The following is a 17,047-nucleotide window of genomic DNA, read 5'->3' on the forward strand; positions in this document are numbered from 1 at the left end:
GCAGGGGCTTTCATTTAACGTGGATTATCATTGATTGCTCATGTGGCCATTGTAATATACAAAAAAAAAGACTCCTTACGGAGTCTCCTGTCGATAAGAATTTATAGAATTTTATATACCTAAGCTGGCGCCTATCCTTAATATTAGTCCATTCTGGTAAGGAGATCTGCTATCCTGCAATACATCGTATAATGCCATAATACTGAAAGATGCACGACCACCTACCGGTTGTGAATAACCGCCACCCATCAGCAGACTTGGTACACCGTAATGATCATTAACGACAGTCTTGGGATTGTAGTAAGTGCTTTTCAGGCTTACCGCATTATACTCAGGTTGTATATGAATGAACAGAAAATCGAGTGGGTATACACGGCCCCATACGCCTCCTCCAAAGATCGTATACTGGTTACGTTGAATGGTAGTACCACCGGCATCACGGAAGCGTTCTGAACCATATTGTGCATTGATGTTAATACCGGCAGCAAATAACTGCGAAATACGGTAACCGATTAATGGAGAGATATTGATATTAGTATAATCTCCGAATGCTAATCCAAGTGATCCTCCAATGATAAGACGGGACGGATCGATTTTTTTCTTACTGCTTGTAGTGGTGGTGGTATCTCCTGTTTTGTAATACTGTGCCTCCGCTAAATGTACTGCTGATACCAGTAAAAAACATAACAATAAACGTTTCATACTTCTCCTTTTAAAATGGTTTTATTTCTTCTTTAATGCACGTTGTTAAAATGAAGGACACAACGCAGCTCTCTTCGCATTGGAGAAACTGCGGTTAGGATAAATCCCTGTGTATACGATGCCTATTTCATAAGCACCACGGCGGTTATTAGCCTGTGCCAGTGATGATGTGGTGACATCATAACTGAACATCAGTTTTACATTTGATAACTGGTAACCTACCAGAAATACTGCGGCATCATGCATGCGGTAATAAAGACCACCGTATAACTGTTTATCGCCGTCTCCGGAAAGATTGTAAGCAGCATTACCACCAAATACTGTCTCAGTGGAATTGGCCTGTCTTGAGTAATATGCAGAAGGATTCAGGATCACTTTATCACTTACTTTCAGACTTGCATTCAGAAAAACAATACCGCGACGCGATATCTGGTTATCATCTGCATAAAATGTTTCTCTTGGTTTGTTGATATGCTGTACCGACACACCGGCATTGATATAAATATTTTCCGTAGGGAAATACGCATAGTTCATCCCTACCTGCATATCGAAATAACTGACCTTCGTCTGGTCGAAAGGTTCTGCCGTAGGCACCTGCGCATCAAAGAACTTTCCATTCCACTGATCACCAAATGTGAGCTTGGTAACATCTACCCTTTTACTGGCAGAACCCACATTAAAACCTAGTGATAACAAACTGCTTTGTCCCAGTAACTGATGATAGGCTACAGAGCCATATACCTTGGTGGAAGTAAGATTACCCGTACCCGCCACATCACGCAGGATTACCCCTCCAACACCTACCCAGCCATATTCCAGCCTGTCGCGGAACAACTGGAAATCTCCAAATGCGGACATCGTTTTATAAGGCACAGGAATGCTGGCCCACTGATCGCGGTAGTTGATACCGACCCGGTAATTACCATCCGGGATAAATCCTGTGTTAGCAGGATTGGTAGTAAGCGGCGAGTTGAAGTACTGCGAGAAATGCAGATCCTGGGCGCTGCCCTGCAATACTGCGATGAGCAGCATTGAACAACCGGCTATGTATTTTACAATCTGCTTCATGTCCGTCATCTTAACAAGGTTACACTTCCATTCTTTGTAGCTGTAGTGCCGTCACTAAACTCTACGTTGATTACATAGGCATATGCATCCATAGGCTGAAGGGCTCCGTTGGAGACACCATTCCATCCTATAGCAGGATCATTTGATTCAAACATCAGCCGACCCCAACGATTAAATATTTTTATACTAAACTTGGCGATACCAAAGCCTTTCACCACGAATACATCGTTCACACCATCCCTGTTGGGTGAGAAAGCAGAAGGAATATCGAACAATGGTATTACGATGGCACTTACCTGTTTGTGTACCGTATCCGTACATCCGGTGCGGTTAGTAGCAATCAGGTATACATCGTATACGCCTGTTTTATTATACTGGTAAACAGGATTGGTTTCGTGAGATCCGTTACCGTCGCCAAATTCCCAGATGTAGCTGACTGCATCAGCAGAAGACTGGTTCTGGAAAGTTATTGGCGTATTCTCTATCGGCTTAGTTGGTGAATAACTGAAGTCGGCCGTTGGCGGCGGGAATACATTGATCACCTCTGTGACACTATCTATTTTGTTACAGGTATTATTATCTGTTACAACCAGACTAACCGTATAAGTGTTCGCATTCATGTAAACATGCGTAGGACTTACATCTGTAGAGGTACTGCCATCACCAAAATCCCATGCAAAGGTTTCTCCGCCTTTACTGGTATTATCAAATGTAATAGTGGCAGGCACACAGGAGCTGTCCGGTGCTGTAAATGAAGCAACCACATTGGCGGCTACACGTAAGGTAACCGTATCTGTTTCCGGTGCGTTACAATAATTGCTGTCCACCAGCGTCAGTGTGGCATTGTATACCCCTTCCACCGCATATTGATGCGCATATGGGAAGTTAGCAGGGCCCACTGTTACAGGTGTTGTATTATCACCAAAATCAAGTACAAATGAATTGGACTGATAAGGTTTTGGCGGTGTACTGGTGAGATCAAATAAGTAACTCAGCGCCTGGCAGGGTGGCTGTCTGGCAGCTGTCAGATTAAATATCGCTTCATCTGTACGGATGCGCAGCAACAGCCTGGAAGTATCACAACCATTACAACTGGAAGGGTCACATTTTATCAGTGTCACTGTGTAATTACCCGAAGCACTGTATGTATGCTGAATTGTATCGTTGGTGCCGGATACAATAGGAGAACCGTCTCCGAAATTCCATGTCCAGGTTACTGCAGGTGTTCCTGTAGTATCTACAAAAGTGATAGTGGCAGGTACACAGTAATTCGTTTTACGGTCTTCTGTTTTGATACCTGCTTTTACACCATCCAGGTTAAACGCAATCTTCAGACAGCCCAGGTTACAGTCTTTAGGCATGGTAGTAGAATACGCACCCGGCGTAGTCGGGTAACGGGGCCTGAACTCGGAGTTACCACTTGGACACCATGCACAGATTGCCTGGTATATTACACCGTTACGGTCGAAACGACTGGTACCACCATCCACATGTTCGTAGGTACCGTTACCACCAAAGTAACTGGCGAACAGTACATCCGTAGCATCTCGCTGTAATACGAAAAAGTAGAAGTCCTGGCTATCCGTTGTACTCTGTAAAGCATTCTTTACACGTAAACCGGCCGTATTGGAATTAGAATAATGTAAAGCAGTATTGATACCACCACCCCATCCGGATACATATACATTCTCGCAACGGTCCACCAGGAAGGCTACCGGAGAGATACTTGGAGTGGAGGCTACCTTACCGAAAGTAGTGGAATATACAAATGCAGACAGATCCGGTTGCAACTTGGCAATGAACTGTTTGGAATTGTCATTGTAAAAAGTAGCGGTGCCTGTAGGCTGTACAATTGGCCATGAACCTTCCGTAGTACCCATGATATAAACAAAACCTTTGGAATCCATCTGGATACCATATACCTGGTCTGCCGCAGCACTGCCGGCCCCCATGTAAGTACTCTGCAATAACGTTGTACCATCTGTAGAAAGATGAGCCACAAAACCATCACAAACACCTCCGCGGTAACTGTTGTATATCGGACTACCTTTTATGGGGAAGTTGTTACTGGCAGTACCTCCTGCCACATACAAGCTGTTCATGCCATCCAAAGCCAGCACATAAGCTGCATCTTCTTTGCTGCCACCAATATAACTGGCCCATATCAGGTTATTACAGGTAGGATCTATTTTCATCACCACACCATCCTGTGAACCACCGAAAGTAGGCTGGAAAACACCTGCTGTTACCGGGAAGCTGGCGGAACGTGTACAACTGGCCACATAGATACTACCAGCACCATCGATGACTACTTCACTGCGGGCATCATCCCCATAGTTACGCAGTAATACAGAAGTACCTGTTTTACGGTCTTCGTTGATATTTACTGCATCATCATCCGGACTGGCAATAATCAGGGAGCCGACAATACCGGTACCTGTCGCATTCAGTTTAGTGATGGCGATATCCCAGCGGCCTCTCGTACCTACAGTATTAGTAACCGGATAATTAGTTGAAGTTGTTCTTCCTGAGATTACCAACTGACCTGCACCATCTACGAACAGGCTATGCGGCTGTTCTGCACCGTTACCACCTACATAGGTAGCGTAGAGTAAACTACGTCCGTTGGAAGAGAATTTACTGATACCGATATCAAAACTACCACCTTGGTAAGTAGTTTGTAAAGCACCGGTAGTGGTAGGATAACCGACATCAAAGACGATACCACCTCCATAGAGGCAGCCTTGTCCGTCATACGTAGCGGTAAAGCCCCAGTTATCTGCTTTGGAACCTGATACGGTGGAGAAGATATAAGAAGGATCTATGACCAGTGGATAGGCGTCGTTGTATGTACCAGACACCTTAAAGTGCAGTTTATTACCACTTAACGCATAAGAAACCTTTACGGATACACGTTGATTATCAATATACTGATAAGCAAAAGGCATTTGTTCTGTAATTGTACCTACAGAAGTAGTGATAACCAGTTGCTCTTTTTTGATCTCCATTTTATCTACACCTGTGTACTGCAGCAGGATCTGGGAAGGATCTGCACCTGGTTGCACGATGAGATCATACTTCAATACAGATGCTTCTGAATACACCTGCATATCTATACCAGGATATAATGATTTGTAATTAACAAGCTGATAAGATTTTACGTTAGAGGCCCATTTGGATTTATCATTTCCGATAAGATAATTGGCATAACTCTCTGCCGCTTTATCAGGTATTACCTGCGGATTGGCAGCTGCGTTCAGGAATGTTACTTCATACGCATGCCCTTTTACATTCGGCATTACGCCCGGTTCCGGTGCGGCTGCAGAAGCGGCAGTAGTAGTGACAGTGCTGGCAGCTTTAAAGGAAGAACCTCCTGACGGATCGAGGTGAATGATGGTATCGCCAAGACCTGCGTGACCATGTACTCTTTCTGTCAGCTTTTCAAAGTCGGCTTTATCCTGCAGAACAAATACAAAACCGGTACGCTTTAAAAAAGCGGCACCGCCTCCCATATCTGTCTTGTATAAAAAATCACCGCTCCACTGCCCTTTATTCTCTGTGAATTGCAAAGGCGTATTATCATAAAACTTTTGTGTTTGCGCCTGTGCCACAGCCTGTTCGCTGGTAAACAGCGAAAAAACGAAAGCTAAACAGCCTATAGGGAAAGTAAAATTCAACGGAATAGATTTAATTTATGTTCTGGAAAACAAGTTATTATTACTTATAAACGCAGATGATGGTACAATTGTTACCGCAATAACAGCGCCAACCTTAGCATTATTTATGATTTATAGTCCCTGTAACCGATCACCTGATTTTTAGATGCTGAAATCAGGCTGGAGTTTAAAGTTTACGCTTTTATTATACCAGTTAACGGGGGTGGATTATATAATAAACGTAAAAAGAGGTTAGGAAATTTTACTCCACTGAGATTTTCCCAGCTGTGCAGCCAAAAATTGTTGTAAAGGCTGATTTTCCGGCATAGTAAGATCAGGATCTTCCTGTAAAATTTTCTCTGCGCTGGCTCTGGCAGCTTCCAGGATGGCCCTGTCGGCCACAATATCCGCCAGTTTCAGATCAAGTAACCCACTCTGGCGGGTACCTTCGATATCTCCCGGACCACGTAACTCCATGTCCTTTTCTGAAATCAGGAAACCGTCGTTGGTTTGCACCATTACCTGTATACGTTCCTTACCATCATGACCCAGTTTGTTGCCTGTCATGAGGATACAGTAAGACTGCTCCGCCCCTCTTCCTACCCTACCCCTCAGCTGGTGCAGCTGGGAAAGGCCAAAACGTTCGGTACTTTCAATCACCATCACGGAAGCATTGGGTACGTTTACGCCTACCTCTATCACGGTAGTAGCCACCATAATCTGGGTATCGCCGGTTACAAAACGATGCATGTTGGCTTCTTTCATGGCTACGGGCTGGCGTCCATGTACCATACTGATATAGAACCTCGGTTCGGGGAAGAAAGCTTTCACTTCTTCGTATCCCTTCATCAGGTTTTCGTAGTCCAGGGTTTCCGATTCTTCAATTAACGGGTATACGATATATGCCTGCCGGCCTTTCTGAATTTCTTCTTTGATGAAGTCCATTACCTGGGGGCGTTGGAATTCAGTACGATGTACGGTGGTAATCGGTTTACGGCCGGGTGGCAGTTCATCGATTACGGAAACATCCAGGTCTCCGTAGACGGTCATGGCCAGGGTTCGCGGGATAGGCGTAGCCGTCATTACCAGAATGTGTGGAGGCATGACGTTTTTTTGCCACAGACGGGCACGCTGCGCCACACCAAAACGATGTTGTTCGTCCACAATTGCCATTCCCAGGTTACGGAATTCCACCTGGTTTTCCAACAGGGCATGTGTACCTATCAGCAGGTGAATTTCTCCGGATGCAACGTCTTTGAGGATCTGTTTACGTGCTTTTCCTTTCACGTTACCGGTGAGCAATGCCACTTTCACCGGCATTTTCTCCAATAGCTCTGAAATGCTTTTATAATGCTGCTGTGATAATATTTCCGTGGGAGCCATGAGACAGGCCTGGAAGCCATTGTCTACTGCCAGCAGCATGGTTAACAATGCTACCATTGTTTTACCGCTACCCACATCTCCCTGTATCAGGCGGTTCATCTGTCGGCCTGTTACGGTATCCTGCCGGATCTCTTTCAGTACGCGCTTTTGCGCACCAGTGAGTGTAAAGGGCAGGTGTTCGTTATAGAAAGTATTGAAGGCATCACCTACAAGGTTGAAGATGAACCCATGGGACGACTGTTGTCTTCTTATTTTAAGGCGGCAGATCCTGATCTGCGCCAGGAACAGTTCTTCGAATTTCAGACGGCGCCTGGCCTGCTGTGCATCTTCTTCTCCCGCAGGAAGATGGATTTTGAAGAAAGCCTTTGAGCGGTCCATCAGCCGGTATTGCTCTAATACCGGTTTAGGGATGTTTTCCTGGATCTCATTCGGAGACATCTGTTCCAGCAGATTTTTGGAGAGTTTACCGATTGCCTTGGCGGTGAGGCCACGGGCCTTCAGCTTTTCCGTGGTATAGTACACCGGCTCCAGGAACTGTTTACCGGTTACTACATCTCCCGTAAGCAGCTCCATTTCCGGATGGGACATCTGCAGGTAACCATTAAACAGGGAGAGCTTGCCAAACACGAGGTAGGCCACATTCAGCTGTAATGATTTCTCCATCCACTGCCAACCCTGGAACCAGATTAACGACATCTCCCCTGTTTCATCCCTGAGGGTAGCCACGAGCCTTTTAGCACGGTTCTCCCCTACCACTTCCAGCCGGGTGATCCTTCCTCTTATCTGTACATAATCCATCTGCGCATGCAGGCTGATGATCTTTTCCACTTTGGTACGGTCTACGTACCTGAATGGAAAATAATCGAGCAGATCTCTGAAAGTATGCAGGTTGATTTCTTTACGCAACAGTTCTCCTTTCTGCGGGCCTACACCTTTCAGGTACTCTATCGGATTGGATAATATGGAAGTGACGGTTGTGATGATTGTATTATTCGGGTACAAAAATAAAAGGTAAATAGCATATGCCATTTACCTTTCTATAATTTGATTGTATATCAGTTATTCTGCTTCTACTTTTCCTTCTATGAACTGTTTCATCCATTCTGTAGTAACGGATTTTGGTCTTTCGAGAGAGAAACCTAGTGCACGGTCCCAACAGAGAGAAGCCAGTACACCCAGTGCGCGGGAAACGCCAAACAGTACGGTGTAGAATTCGTATTCTACCATTCCGTAATGTACCAGCAAGGCACCGGAATGTGCATCTACGTTAGGCCATGGGTTCTTTACTTTACCCAGATCTTCTAAGATTGGTGGTACTGTTTCGTATACCAGCCAAACGATGTTCACGAGTTCATCGTCTGCGAGGTGTTTCTTTGCAAACTCCATCTGAGCGGTAAAGCGTGGATCTGTTTTGCGCAGTACGGCATGACCATAACCTGGTACTACCTTACCTTCTGCCAGTGTTTTCTTTACGTAATCAGTGATCTGTTCTTTGGTAGGGATACCGCCGCCCAGTTCTTCGCGCATGCTAAGGATCCACTTGATTACTTCCTGGTTAGCCAGACCATGCAGCGGACCTGCAAGGCCATTCATACCGGCAGCGAATGACAAGTAAGCATCACTGAGGGCAGAACCTACCAGGTGAGTGGTGTGCGCACTCACGTTACCACCTTCATGGTCTGCGTGGATGGTCATGTACAGGCGCATCAGCTCTCTGAAACCTTCGTCTGAGTAACCCAGCATGTGAGCAAAGTTACCAGCCCAGTCCAGCAGGCCGTTAGGCTGAATATGATTACCACCTTTGTATTTACGGCGATAGATATATGCGGCTATACGTGGCAGACGGGCAATGAGGTCCATTGCATCGTCGTACATATAACTCCAGTAGTCTTTTTTATTGATACCTTCTCCATAGGCTTTTGCAAAAGCAGATTCTGTTTGCATGGCCATCACCCCTACTGTGAACATCGTCATTGGGTGAGTGGTTACAGGCAGTGCTTCAATAGCATCAAAAACGTGGTTGGGTACATGTGAACGGCGGCCCCACTGGCTGGATAAATGCTGAACATCTGCTTCTGTAGGTAATTCACCTATCAGCATCAGGTAAAATAATCCTTCCGGCAGTGGTTCTGCACCATTTGGCGCCTTTGGCATTTTTTCACGTAACTCAGGAATGGAGTAACCACGGAAACGGATCCCTTCATTGGCATCCAGTAATGATGTTTCTGTAACCAAACCTGTAATGCCGCGCATTCCCTGGTAAACCTGTGCAAGCGTAACGTCTTCTATCTTCCTGGTGCCATGGTTCTTCACGAGGTCTTTTACTTCAGCGTTGAGCTCATCGGCCTTTACCTTGAATTTTTCTTTTATATACCCCATTTTAAACTGTTGATTTGGTAATAATAACAAAAAATCGATCGATTGTCAAAAGTAATGATTTGTTAATGAACTTAACAGTTCCCGATCATATGAAGGAAGGAATGTACAGTCTGATAAAATCATAAGCAATTGGCTATCAATTTACTAAAAGATATGTTTATTGCGTAAGCAATGTATTAAAGAAATGTGAATTTTTATTTAGGCGCTCTGAAATACAACCAGAGGGCTAAGATCCCGAACATCACATTAGGAATCCAGACTGCCAGCAGCGGGTTCAGCGAGGCCTTAATAGAAAACACCGTGGAAAACTGTAAAAAGATGATATAACTGGCGCTGATCACAATTCCTACTGCCAGGTGTAACCCACTTCCTCCCCTTACTTTCTTGGATGCGATAATGGCACCAATGAGGGTGAGGATGACTACAGCGGCAGCGGAAGAGGTACGGCGATAGCGTTCTACGTACAATACATTGAGACCTTCGGCCCCTTTTAATTCTTCCCTATGGATATATTTGTTGAGTTCCGGCGTGGTCATGGACTGCTCTTTATTCTTCTCTTCCTTCATTTCTTCCGGCCGGAGAGGAATCTTGATAGCTGTATCCGGGCTGTTCACCCAATGTTCTTTTAGTCCGTTGATGGTACGGATAGTCACAGAGCTGAGTTTCCATTTTCCTGCTACCGAATCCCAGGAGATACGGTCGGCTTTCATTTTCAGGTCCATCTGCTGACCGCGGATATCTTCCAGTAAAAAGTTTCCTCCACTTTTATAGTTAGGATCGTAGGAACCGAAAGTTACATAGGTGAAACTGTCTATACGCATGGTTTTGTCGTACAGGTTCTCCTGTGCCTTTTTCCTGTCTACATATACATTTTCGAATTTGTTCCTTACACGGTTAGCGGTGGGTACAGTCCAGCGGTTACCGGCCCATAATAATCCTCCGAATAAAAAGGCACCTACCCAGTAAGGACGTAAGAAACGGCGGAAGCTGACACCACTACATAAAATGGCTACGATTTCTGTACGGTAAGCCATTTTAGAGGTGAAGAAGATCACTGATATAAAGATGAACAGGGGGAATAACAGGGCAGCTATATATGGGATAAAACCAAAGTAATAGTCTACCACTATCCTGTAAAAGGACAGGTTACTGTTCATGAAGTCATCAATCTTTTCGGTTATATCTATCACGATAGAGATAACCAACAGGATTGACAGCGAATAAATGAAGGTACTTATGAACTTGCGTAATATATACCAGTCGATCTTAGTCATAATATATAGGCAAAATAATAAATAATATGAAAGGGCGGCCCCGAAATGCTATAAAGAACAAGCTATTAGCAATTCTATAACATTTGCCTACAGCCTTGTTTTCAGCTGAGGCACCATTTTTTCCTTCCATGGTGCGAAAGTACCTGCCAGGATCTGTTTTCTTGCTTCTTTCACCAGTTCCAGGTAAAAAGCCAGGTTATGGATGCTGGCCAGTTGCATGCCCAGGATTTCCCCGGCAGCAAACAGGTGTCGCAGATAGGCTTTTGAGTACTGGCGGCTGGCGAAGCAGTCAGTACTTTCTGCTATCGGGGTAAAGTCCGTAGCAAATTTCTTATTCTTGATGTTGATAACGCCTTCCCAGGTGAACAGCATACCGTTACGACCATTACGAGTAGGCATTACACAGTCGAACATATCTACCCCCAATGCAATGTTTTCCAGGATGTTCCAGGGGTTACCCACTCCCATTAGGTAGCGGGGTTTATGTGCCGGCAGGATATCGCATACCAAGCCACACATTTCGTACATATCTTCTTCCGGTTCACCTACGCTAAGGCCACCGATAGCATTACCGGCGCATTCGCGGGCAGCAATTTCTGTGGCAGAGATGGTACGGAGATCTTTATAGGTACTGCCCTGCACGATGGGGAACAGGGTTTGTTCGTGTCCATAGGCCGGTTCCGTTTGGGCCATGCGTTTGATACAACGGTCTAACCAGCGGTGGGTCAGCTCCATTGATTTTCTTGCATAGCGGTATTCGGAAGGGTAAGGCGGGCATTCATCAAAGGCCATAATGATATCGGCCCCGATGGTACGCTGGATATCCATCACATTTTCCGGTGTGAAAAGGTGACGGGAGCCATCTATATGCGACTGGAACATGCAGCCTTCTTCCTTGATTTTACGATTGGCAGCCAGGGAAAATACCTGGTAACCACCGCTATCGGTTAAAAGGGGACGGTCCCAGCCATTGAATTTATGTAATCCACCCGCTTTGGAGAGTACTTCCAGACCGGGTCTGAGGTATAAATGATAGGTATTACCCAGTATAATCTGTGCATTGATGTCTGTACGCAACTGTTCCTGCGTTACAGCCTTTACGCTGCCCACTGTACCTACCGGCATAAAAATAGGGGTTTCGATAACGCCATGGCCGGTAGTGATCACTCCTGCACGCGCTTTGCTGCCGCTGTCTGTTGTCTTCAGTTCAAAAATCATCTCTTTACAAGTTCGGTAGTGCTTTCTGATTGGGTGAAAATGAAACACTGCCCAGTTTTCAGGGGGCAAAAATAAGGGAAAAGAAGGGGAATGCTGAATAGCAGTTACAACCTGCAATCAGTAATACAACGTTTTGTGCATAATCTTTTTTTTCCACAGACACATACAGATAATCAAAATCGTATATATTTGCTATGCTATGTTGTATAACTTGGGCTTAATAGCCTTTTACTGTTTTGCTACTATTGCAGGCTTACAGATACTGTATTACCTGATATTTTTCTCCCGGGTAGCCTTTTATCGCCGTACCTTCGATAATGACCACGAACCGGAGCAGAAATGCTCTGTTATCATTTGTGCAAAAGATGAAGAAATGAACCTGCAGCGGAATCTCCCTTCCGTATTGCAACAACGGTTCCATGGTGTTAAAGATCCTGCCTATGAGGTGATAGTAGTCAATGATAACTCGGAAGACGATTCCAAATATTACCTGCGCTCTATAGAACCCGGCTACCCTCATTACCGGCATATTGAGATCATGCAACCTGCTAAATTCATTCCTGGTAAGAAATATCCGCTGTCTATGGGGATACGGGGCGCCAATTATGAAAACCTGGTGCTGACAGATGCTGACTGCAAGCCTTCCAGTACTTACTGGCTGTCTTTTATGAGCCAGGGTTTTGCTGATGGTAAAGAGATTGTACTGGGATACAGTCCTTATATAAAGAAACCGGGCCTGCTGAATAAGGTGATCCGTTATGAGACTTACTTCAGCGCTTTACAATATCTTTCTTTTGCCCTTAGTGGTGTTACCTATATGGGTGTTGGCCGTAACCTGGCTTACAAACGCGAGTTGTTCTTCCGTTTGAAAGGGTTTACTGCCCATCACCACCTGGCATCCGGCGATGATGATCTTTTTGTGAATGCCGCTGCTACCAGTAAGAATGTGGGTGTGGTGATTGACAAAAAGGCGTTCACCTATTCGGAGCCTAAGACCAGCTGGCGCAGCTGGTTCCTGCAGAAAACAAGGCATATGTCTACCGGTAAGCATTATCGTTTCAGTCATAAGTTCCTGCTGGGCCTGTTCTCCATGAGTCACTTCTTATTTTACCCGCTGTTTATTGCCGCTATGTTTTACCATCCTTTATGGATGTATACACTCGGCATTTTCGGGTTTAAATTCCTGTTGCAATCTGTGATCACTTTCCTGGCTATGCGTAAGCTGGATGAGTCTGACCTGTTCAAGTTCAGCTGGTTTATGGACCTGTTTATGTTATTGTATTATCTTATCTTCACGCCCGCTTTATTGTTCAAATCAAAGAACAAGTGGTAAATATAGATGGAGATAGTACTTAAATACTTTTCGGATTTTACAGAGAAACAACTGCAGCAATTACAGGCATTAGGTGAGCTGTATAAGGAATGGAATGAGAAGATTAATGTGATATCCCGCAAGGATATTGATGCCCTGTACGAAAAGCATGTATTACATTCACTTAGTATAGCTGCAATAGCAGATTTTCCCGCCCGCACCCAGATCCTTGATTTAGGTACGGGCGGTGGCTTTCCCGGCATACCCCTCGCTATCTTCTTCCCGGAAGTAAAGTTTCACCTGGTAGATTCTATTGGTAAAAAGATTAAAGTGGTACAGGGAGTGGCAGAAGCCATTGGTTTACAGAACGTCACCACCGCACATACCCGGGCGGAAGAGATCAAAGACCGCAAATTCGACCTGGTAGTATCCAGGGCAGTAGCACCCCTTAAAGATTTATGGTTCTGGAGCAAACCCCTGCTTAAAACAGCTCCGGCCCATGAACAGCAACCCGGATTAATCTGCCTGAAGGGCGGAGATCTGACCCAGGAAATAGCTGATAGTACAGTAAGACCCAGGATCACCAATATATATAAGCTGTTCCCGGAAGAATTTTTCCAGGAAAAACATATCGTGGTAGTAAATAAATAATTGATTTTCAGCCCTTATACAGAAATAGCCTAAAAAATCCCACAAAAACTTCGTAAACTGTAAAATATCAGGTTTGTTTTTTCGTCTCCATAACTAAGATGAAAGAAATGCTCCTAAATAAAACACCACTGGCTATGGCTGCAGAACAAAACGAGCGCATACAGCAAACGGTGCAGCAGGAGCGTAAGCGCTTACTTAACTTCATCAAAAAAAGGGTTAATAACGTAGCGGACGCGGAAGATATTTTACAGGATGTGCTCTACCAGTTCACAGAATATTCAAGGGTAGGCAGCCATATAGATTCCATTACCGCCTGGTTATTTACTGTTACCCGCAACAAAATTACCGACTGGTTCCGTAAAAAGAGGGAAACTACCTTCAGCGATCATACCCGTGAATACGAGGGGGAAGAGACGATGTTCCTGACTGAAATTATTGCAGACCCCTCTGCACAAAGTGATGCACCCATGACCCGCAAAATCATGGCAGAAGCTATCATGGAAGCTATAGAGGAATTGCCCGAAGATCAGCGGTATGTTTTTCTCCAGCACGAGATAGAAGGGAAATCTTTCAAAGAAATGTCTGCCGAAACCGGCGTATCCGTTAATACCTTATTGTCGAGAAAGCGATATGCAGTGCTGTATTTACGGGAACGGCTGGCAGAACTATACCAGGAACTTTTAAAAAATTAAAAACATTAAGATATGTATAGGAGAACAAAGATTTTTCATGTATTTAAGTTCCTGCTGCTGGGAGTTATCTTCCTTACAGCATTGGGCTTTGGGGTAAGAGAGTTATGGAACTGCCTGATACCTGACCTTTTTCACGGACCTGTAATCACCTTCTGGCAGGCACTGGGCCTTTGCCTTCTTGGCAAACTCCTGTTTGGCTGGCATGGCGGTGGTCATAAATTCGGGCCACGAGGGCCGGAAGCATGGCGCCAAAGGCTGAAGGACCGTATGCAACATATGACCCCGGAAGAAAAGGAAAAGATGCGCGAACGTTTTAAACGCTGCACAGGTGGCAGATTTGGCCGCTGGAACGACTGGAATGAAGAAGAAAAAGATGATACTCAAACCAAACAGGAAACTAATATCTAACTGTTATGCTCTCTGCTGCAATTAACCATTCAACATTTTATGCTATGATAGGGATATTCAAAACCAATATAGCGACTCTTGAAGACAGGCAAAACATTATCCATGCTATCCGTAACAGGTTTGAAGTAGGCCAGTGCCATGTAGACCTGGAAGATTGTGATAAAGTACTGAGGATTACGGAAATGAAAGTGGAAGAAAATGCTGTGATCAATTTTGTACAGCAGCAGGGGTTTGACTGTGAGATATTGGATTAACAGGATCAAAACAGATTCTGATCGGCTTATGAACAGGCTCTGATCAGCTTATGAAGAGGTTCATCCTCCGTTTATCCTCCGTTCGTGAACGGAGGATAAACGGAGGATGAACCTCTTTTGTTCCTGTTTTGTTCCTGTTTTATTACTCTTCAAAGACTATTTACTCAGTTCTAATTTATTGTTACTCCTGTTTATATCTGCCATCCTCAGACTTGGATCTATTTCCAGGGTTTTGATCTCACTCATAGGCAGGTCTACTTCCACTTCATAAGTAGGGCTCGTCCAGGCCCAGTAATCATGTATTACACGCGGCGTATTATCTTCTGCCGGTTTTGACCCATACATCAGCGATAAAGGTATATAATGCATCACCTTTTTACCATCTTTTGCAGTTACCAGCAGATCAATGGGCATAGGCATACGTTCTACACAACGCAGTCTTACGATTGTTTTGCCATTGTTTTCATATACACTGTCTATTCCATAATCGATATGTTTGGTGGTGTATACCAGGTATTGTTTGTACCAGTCCAGCTGTAATCCGCTCTGCATTTCCATCTCTCTTACAAAATCATTCGGATTAGGGTGTTTGAAGCGCCAGTTGCGGTAGTACCGTAACAGTCCTTTATCACGGTTTTCCGTACCGATGATATAACCCAGCTGTTCCAGGAATACGGCTCCTTTGGCGTAGGCAGTTAAGCTGTATCCGTAGTTGGTATTATAATGATCGGAATGGGTACTCATAGGTTCTTCGTAGCCGCTGTTCACGAGGGCAAAGTAACCACCGTAAGCGCCTGACTGGGCAGAAGTATGGGTAGAATCCAGTGTATGGAACATGATGTTGTTTTCAGCGAACGTGGTAAACCCTTCGTCCATCCATGGGTAGAGGCTTTCGTTGGTGGCCAGCATTCCCTGGTACCAGGTATGCATCCATTCATGTGCAGCCAGGCCGTATAAGCCTTCCAGCTTGCCGTTACCCATGATTAAAGTAGCCATCGGGTATTCCATACCGCCGTCTCCGCCCTGTATAAAAGAGTAGCTCTTATAAGGGTAAGGGCCGTAATGGGATTTTATGAAGGCGTACATACGGGGAACCATCTTCGCAAACTCCGGCCAGGTGTTCTTTGTGATATCATTTTCTATGTAGAAGAAGTGGGCTCTGAAACCGTCTACTTCCTGAGTGATATGTTTATAGTCGGGATCTGCGGCCCATACAAAGTCGTGGACGTTTGGCGCATTGAAGTGCCAGGTGAGCTTCTCCCCTTTCGGACGGACAACACGGGTACCGGGCATTTCATAGCCATAACCTATCTGGTTGGGGTTTTGCAGATAACCGGTAGCAGCTATTACGAATTTTTTATCGATCGCAATTTTAACGTCATAGTCTCCCCATACGCCATAGAATTCACGGGCGATATAAGGGGTTGGATGCCATCCTTCATAGTCATATTCACACATTTTAGGGTACCACTGTGCCATGGAGTAATCCACTCCTTCGGAGTTATTACGGCCACTGCGGCGGATCTGTACGGGTACCTGGGCTTCAAACTCCATATCAAACACGGTAGTGCTGTGTGGAGGGATGGGCTTTTTCAATGGTACTTCCAGTATGGTACCTATTACATTGTATGTCTGGGTTACGCCATCCTGTTTTAAGGACAGGATTTTCTGGTAGCCGATCTGGTCTGGTTGCAGTTTTGAGATACGATCAGTGACACGGCCATCCCAATCATGTTTCTCATTACCGTTTTTATCTTTGTACAGCACTATTTTTCCCAGCTCGCGGCTGCGGACGTCCATCATGCTGCCTGGCTGGAAGGCGTTCCAGTATAAATGGTAGAATACTTTATACAGTGTATCAGGGGAATTATTGATATACTCCAATTTCTGTTTACCGCTGAAACGATTGGTAGTTACATCCATGTTGATATCCATGGAGTACTTCACTCTTTGCTGCCAGCGGTCTGATTGTGCCTGTGTGCCCTGCCAGCCAGTGGTCAACAGTGTTACCAACAGGCATTTTACGACTGTCAATTTCTTCATTCAGAAT

The 17,047-nt window shown here is 44.9% G+C and carries 13 protein-coding genes; 5 read left to right on the forward strand and 8 right to left on the reverse strand.

Going from position 1 to position 17,047, the window contains the following annotated elements:
• Positions 1-111: 111 nt before the first annotated feature.
• The 7 genes from BMW86_RS04755 to tgt form a co-directional block, all read right to left on the reverse strand.
• Entirely contained in the window at positions 112-702 is a 591-nt protein-coding gene (locus tag BMW86_RS04755; protein ID WP_089779461.1) for a hypothetical protein, read from the reverse strand.
• Positions 703-747: 45 nt separating this feature from the next.
• Positions 748-1,770 (reverse strand): PorP/SprF family type IX secretion system membrane protein, encoded by a 1,023-nt coding sequence (locus BMW86_RS04760; protein WP_089783561.1) that lies wholly within the window; start codon positions 1,768-1,770, stop codon positions 748-750.
• A 5-nt stretch (positions 1,771-1,775) separates the two neighbouring features.
• Positions 1,776-5,447 (reverse strand): gliding motility-associated C-terminal domain-containing protein, encoded by a 3,672-nt coding sequence (locus BMW86_RS04765; RefSeq protein WP_089779464.1) that lies wholly within the window; start codon positions 5,445-5,447, stop codon positions 1,776-1,778.
• Positions 5,448-5,678: 231 nt separating this feature from the next.
• Positions 5,679-7,838, reverse strand: coding sequence for an ATP-dependent DNA helicase RecG (gene recG, locus BMW86_RS04770; RefSeq protein ID WP_089779465.1), 2,160 nt, complete (start codon positions 7,836-7,838; stop codon positions 5,679-5,681).
• A gap of 30 nt (positions 7,839-7,868) precedes the next feature.
• The gene (locus BMW86_RS04775) at positions 7,869-9,188 is read right to left on the reverse strand and encodes a citrate (Si)-synthase, eukaryotic (protein WP_089779467.1); all 1,320 of its coding nucleotides are present in this window, start codon (positions 9,186-9,188) and stop codon (positions 7,869-7,871) included.
• Positions 9,189-9,382: 194 nt separating this feature from the next.
• Positions 9,383-10,462, reverse strand: a complete 1,080-nt coding sequence (locus tag BMW86_RS04780; protein ID WP_089779469.1) for an LptF/LptG family permease — start codon at positions 10,460-10,462, stop codon at positions 9,383-9,385.
• An 87-nt stretch (positions 10,463-10,549) separates the two neighbouring features.
• On the reverse strand, positions 10,550-11,680 hold the full coding sequence (gene tgt, locus BMW86_RS04785; protein WP_089779471.1) for a tRNA guanosine(34) transglycosylase Tgt: 1,131 nt from the start codon (positions 11,678-11,680) through the stop codon (positions 10,550-10,552).
• A 199-nt stretch (positions 11,681-11,879) separates the two neighbouring features.
• Between tgt and BMW86_RS04790 the strand changes: the two genes are divergently transcribed.
• The 5 genes from BMW86_RS04790 (at position 11,880) to BMW86_RS04810 (ending at position 14,997) form a co-directional block, all read left to right on the forward strand.
• Positions 11,880-13,013 carry a glycosyltransferase gene (locus tag BMW86_RS04790; protein WP_089779473.1) on the forward strand — a complete coding sequence of 378 codons (1,134 nt, stop codon included), beginning with the start codon at positions 11,880-11,882 and terminating at the stop codon, positions 13,011-13,013.
• Positions 13,014-13,019: 6 nt separating this feature from the next.
• Positions 13,020-13,643 (forward strand): 16S rRNA (guanine(527)-N(7))-methyltransferase RsmG, encoded by a 624-nt coding sequence (rsmG, locus tag BMW86_RS04795; protein WP_089779475.1) that lies wholly within the window; start codon positions 13,020-13,022, stop codon positions 13,641-13,643.
• A gap of 107 nt (positions 13,644-13,750) precedes the next feature.
• Complete coding sequence (locus tag BMW86_RS04800; RefSeq protein WP_255372847.1) at positions 13,751-14,335, forward strand: RNA polymerase sigma factor; 585 nt, start codon at positions 13,751-13,753, stop codon at positions 14,333-14,335.
• Between the two features lie 12 nt (positions 14,336-14,347).
• Positions 14,348-14,743: a hypothetical protein gene (locus tag BMW86_RS04805; RefSeq protein ID WP_089779477.1), complete on the forward strand. Its 396-nt coding sequence runs from the start codon at positions 14,348-14,350 to the stop codon at positions 14,741-14,743.
• A gap of 44 nt (positions 14,744-14,787) precedes the next feature.
• Positions 14,788-14,997, forward strand: a complete 210-nt coding sequence (locus BMW86_RS04810; RefSeq protein WP_089783563.1) for a hypothetical protein — start codon at positions 14,788-14,790, stop codon at positions 14,995-14,997.
• Positions 14,998-15,153: 156 nt separating this feature from the next.
• Here BMW86_RS04810 and BMW86_RS04815 read toward each other — a convergent pair whose 3' ends face one another.
• On the reverse strand, positions 15,154-17,040 hold the full coding sequence (locus tag BMW86_RS04815) for a M1 family metallopeptidase (protein WP_089779479.1): 1,887 nt from the start codon (positions 17,038-17,040) through the stop codon (positions 15,154-15,156).
• Positions 17,041-17,047 lie beyond the last annotated feature (7 nt).

Source organism: Chitinophaga sp. YR573 (assembly GCF_900110995.1).
Lineage (GTDB): Bacteria > Bacteroidota > Bacteroidia > Chitinophagales > Chitinophagaceae > Chitinophaga.

What these genes read in the sequence shown, in the direction of transcription:
- BMW86_RS04815 (WP_089779479.1), bottom strand. Translation starts at nt 17,040, where the DNA reads ATGAAGAAATTGACAGTCGTAAAATGCCTGTTGGTAACACTGTTGACC.
- BMW86_RS04810 (WP_089783563.1), top strand. Translation starts at nt 14,788, where the DNA reads ATGATAGGGATATTCAAAACCAATATAGCGACTCTTGAAGACAGGCAA.
- BMW86_RS04790 (WP_089779473.1), top strand. Translation starts at nt 11,880, where the DNA reads ATGTTGTATAACTTGGGCTTAATAGCCTTTTACTGTTTTGCTACTATT.
- rsmG (WP_089779475.1), top strand. Translation starts at nt 13,020, where the DNA reads ATGGAGATAGTACTTAAATACTTTTCGGATTTTACAGAGAAACAACTG.
- BMW86_RS04755 (WP_089779461.1), bottom strand. Translation starts at nt 702, where the DNA reads ATGAAACGTTTATTGTTATGTTTTTTACTGGTATCAGCAGTACATTTA.
- BMW86_RS04780 (WP_089779469.1), bottom strand. Translation starts at nt 10,462, where the DNA reads ATGACTAAGATCGACTGGTATATATTACGCAAGTTCATAAGTACCTTC.
- recG (WP_089779465.1), bottom strand. Translation starts at nt 7,838, where the DNA reads ATGGCATATGCTATTTACCTTTTATTTTTGTACCCGAATAATACAATC.
- tgt (WP_089779471.1), bottom strand. Translation starts at nt 11,680, where the DNA reads ATGATTTTTGAACTGAAGACAACAGACAGCGGCAGCAAAGCGCGTGCA.
- BMW86_RS04775 (WP_089779467.1), bottom strand. Translation starts at nt 9,188, where the DNA reads ATGGGGTATATAAAAGAAAAATTCAAGGTAAAGGCCGATGAGCTCAAC.
- BMW86_RS04805 (WP_089779477.1), top strand. Translation starts at nt 14,348, where the DNA reads ATGTATAGGAGAACAAAGATTTTTCATGTATTTAAGTTCCTGCTGCTG.
- BMW86_RS04800 (WP_255372847.1), top strand. Translation starts at nt 13,751, where the DNA reads ATGCTCCTAAATAAAACACCACTGGCTATGGCTGCAGAACAAAACGAG.
- BMW86_RS04760 (WP_089783561.1), bottom strand. Translation starts at nt 1,770, where the DNA reads ATGAAGCAGATTGTAAAATACATAGCCGGTTGTTCAATGCTGCTCATC.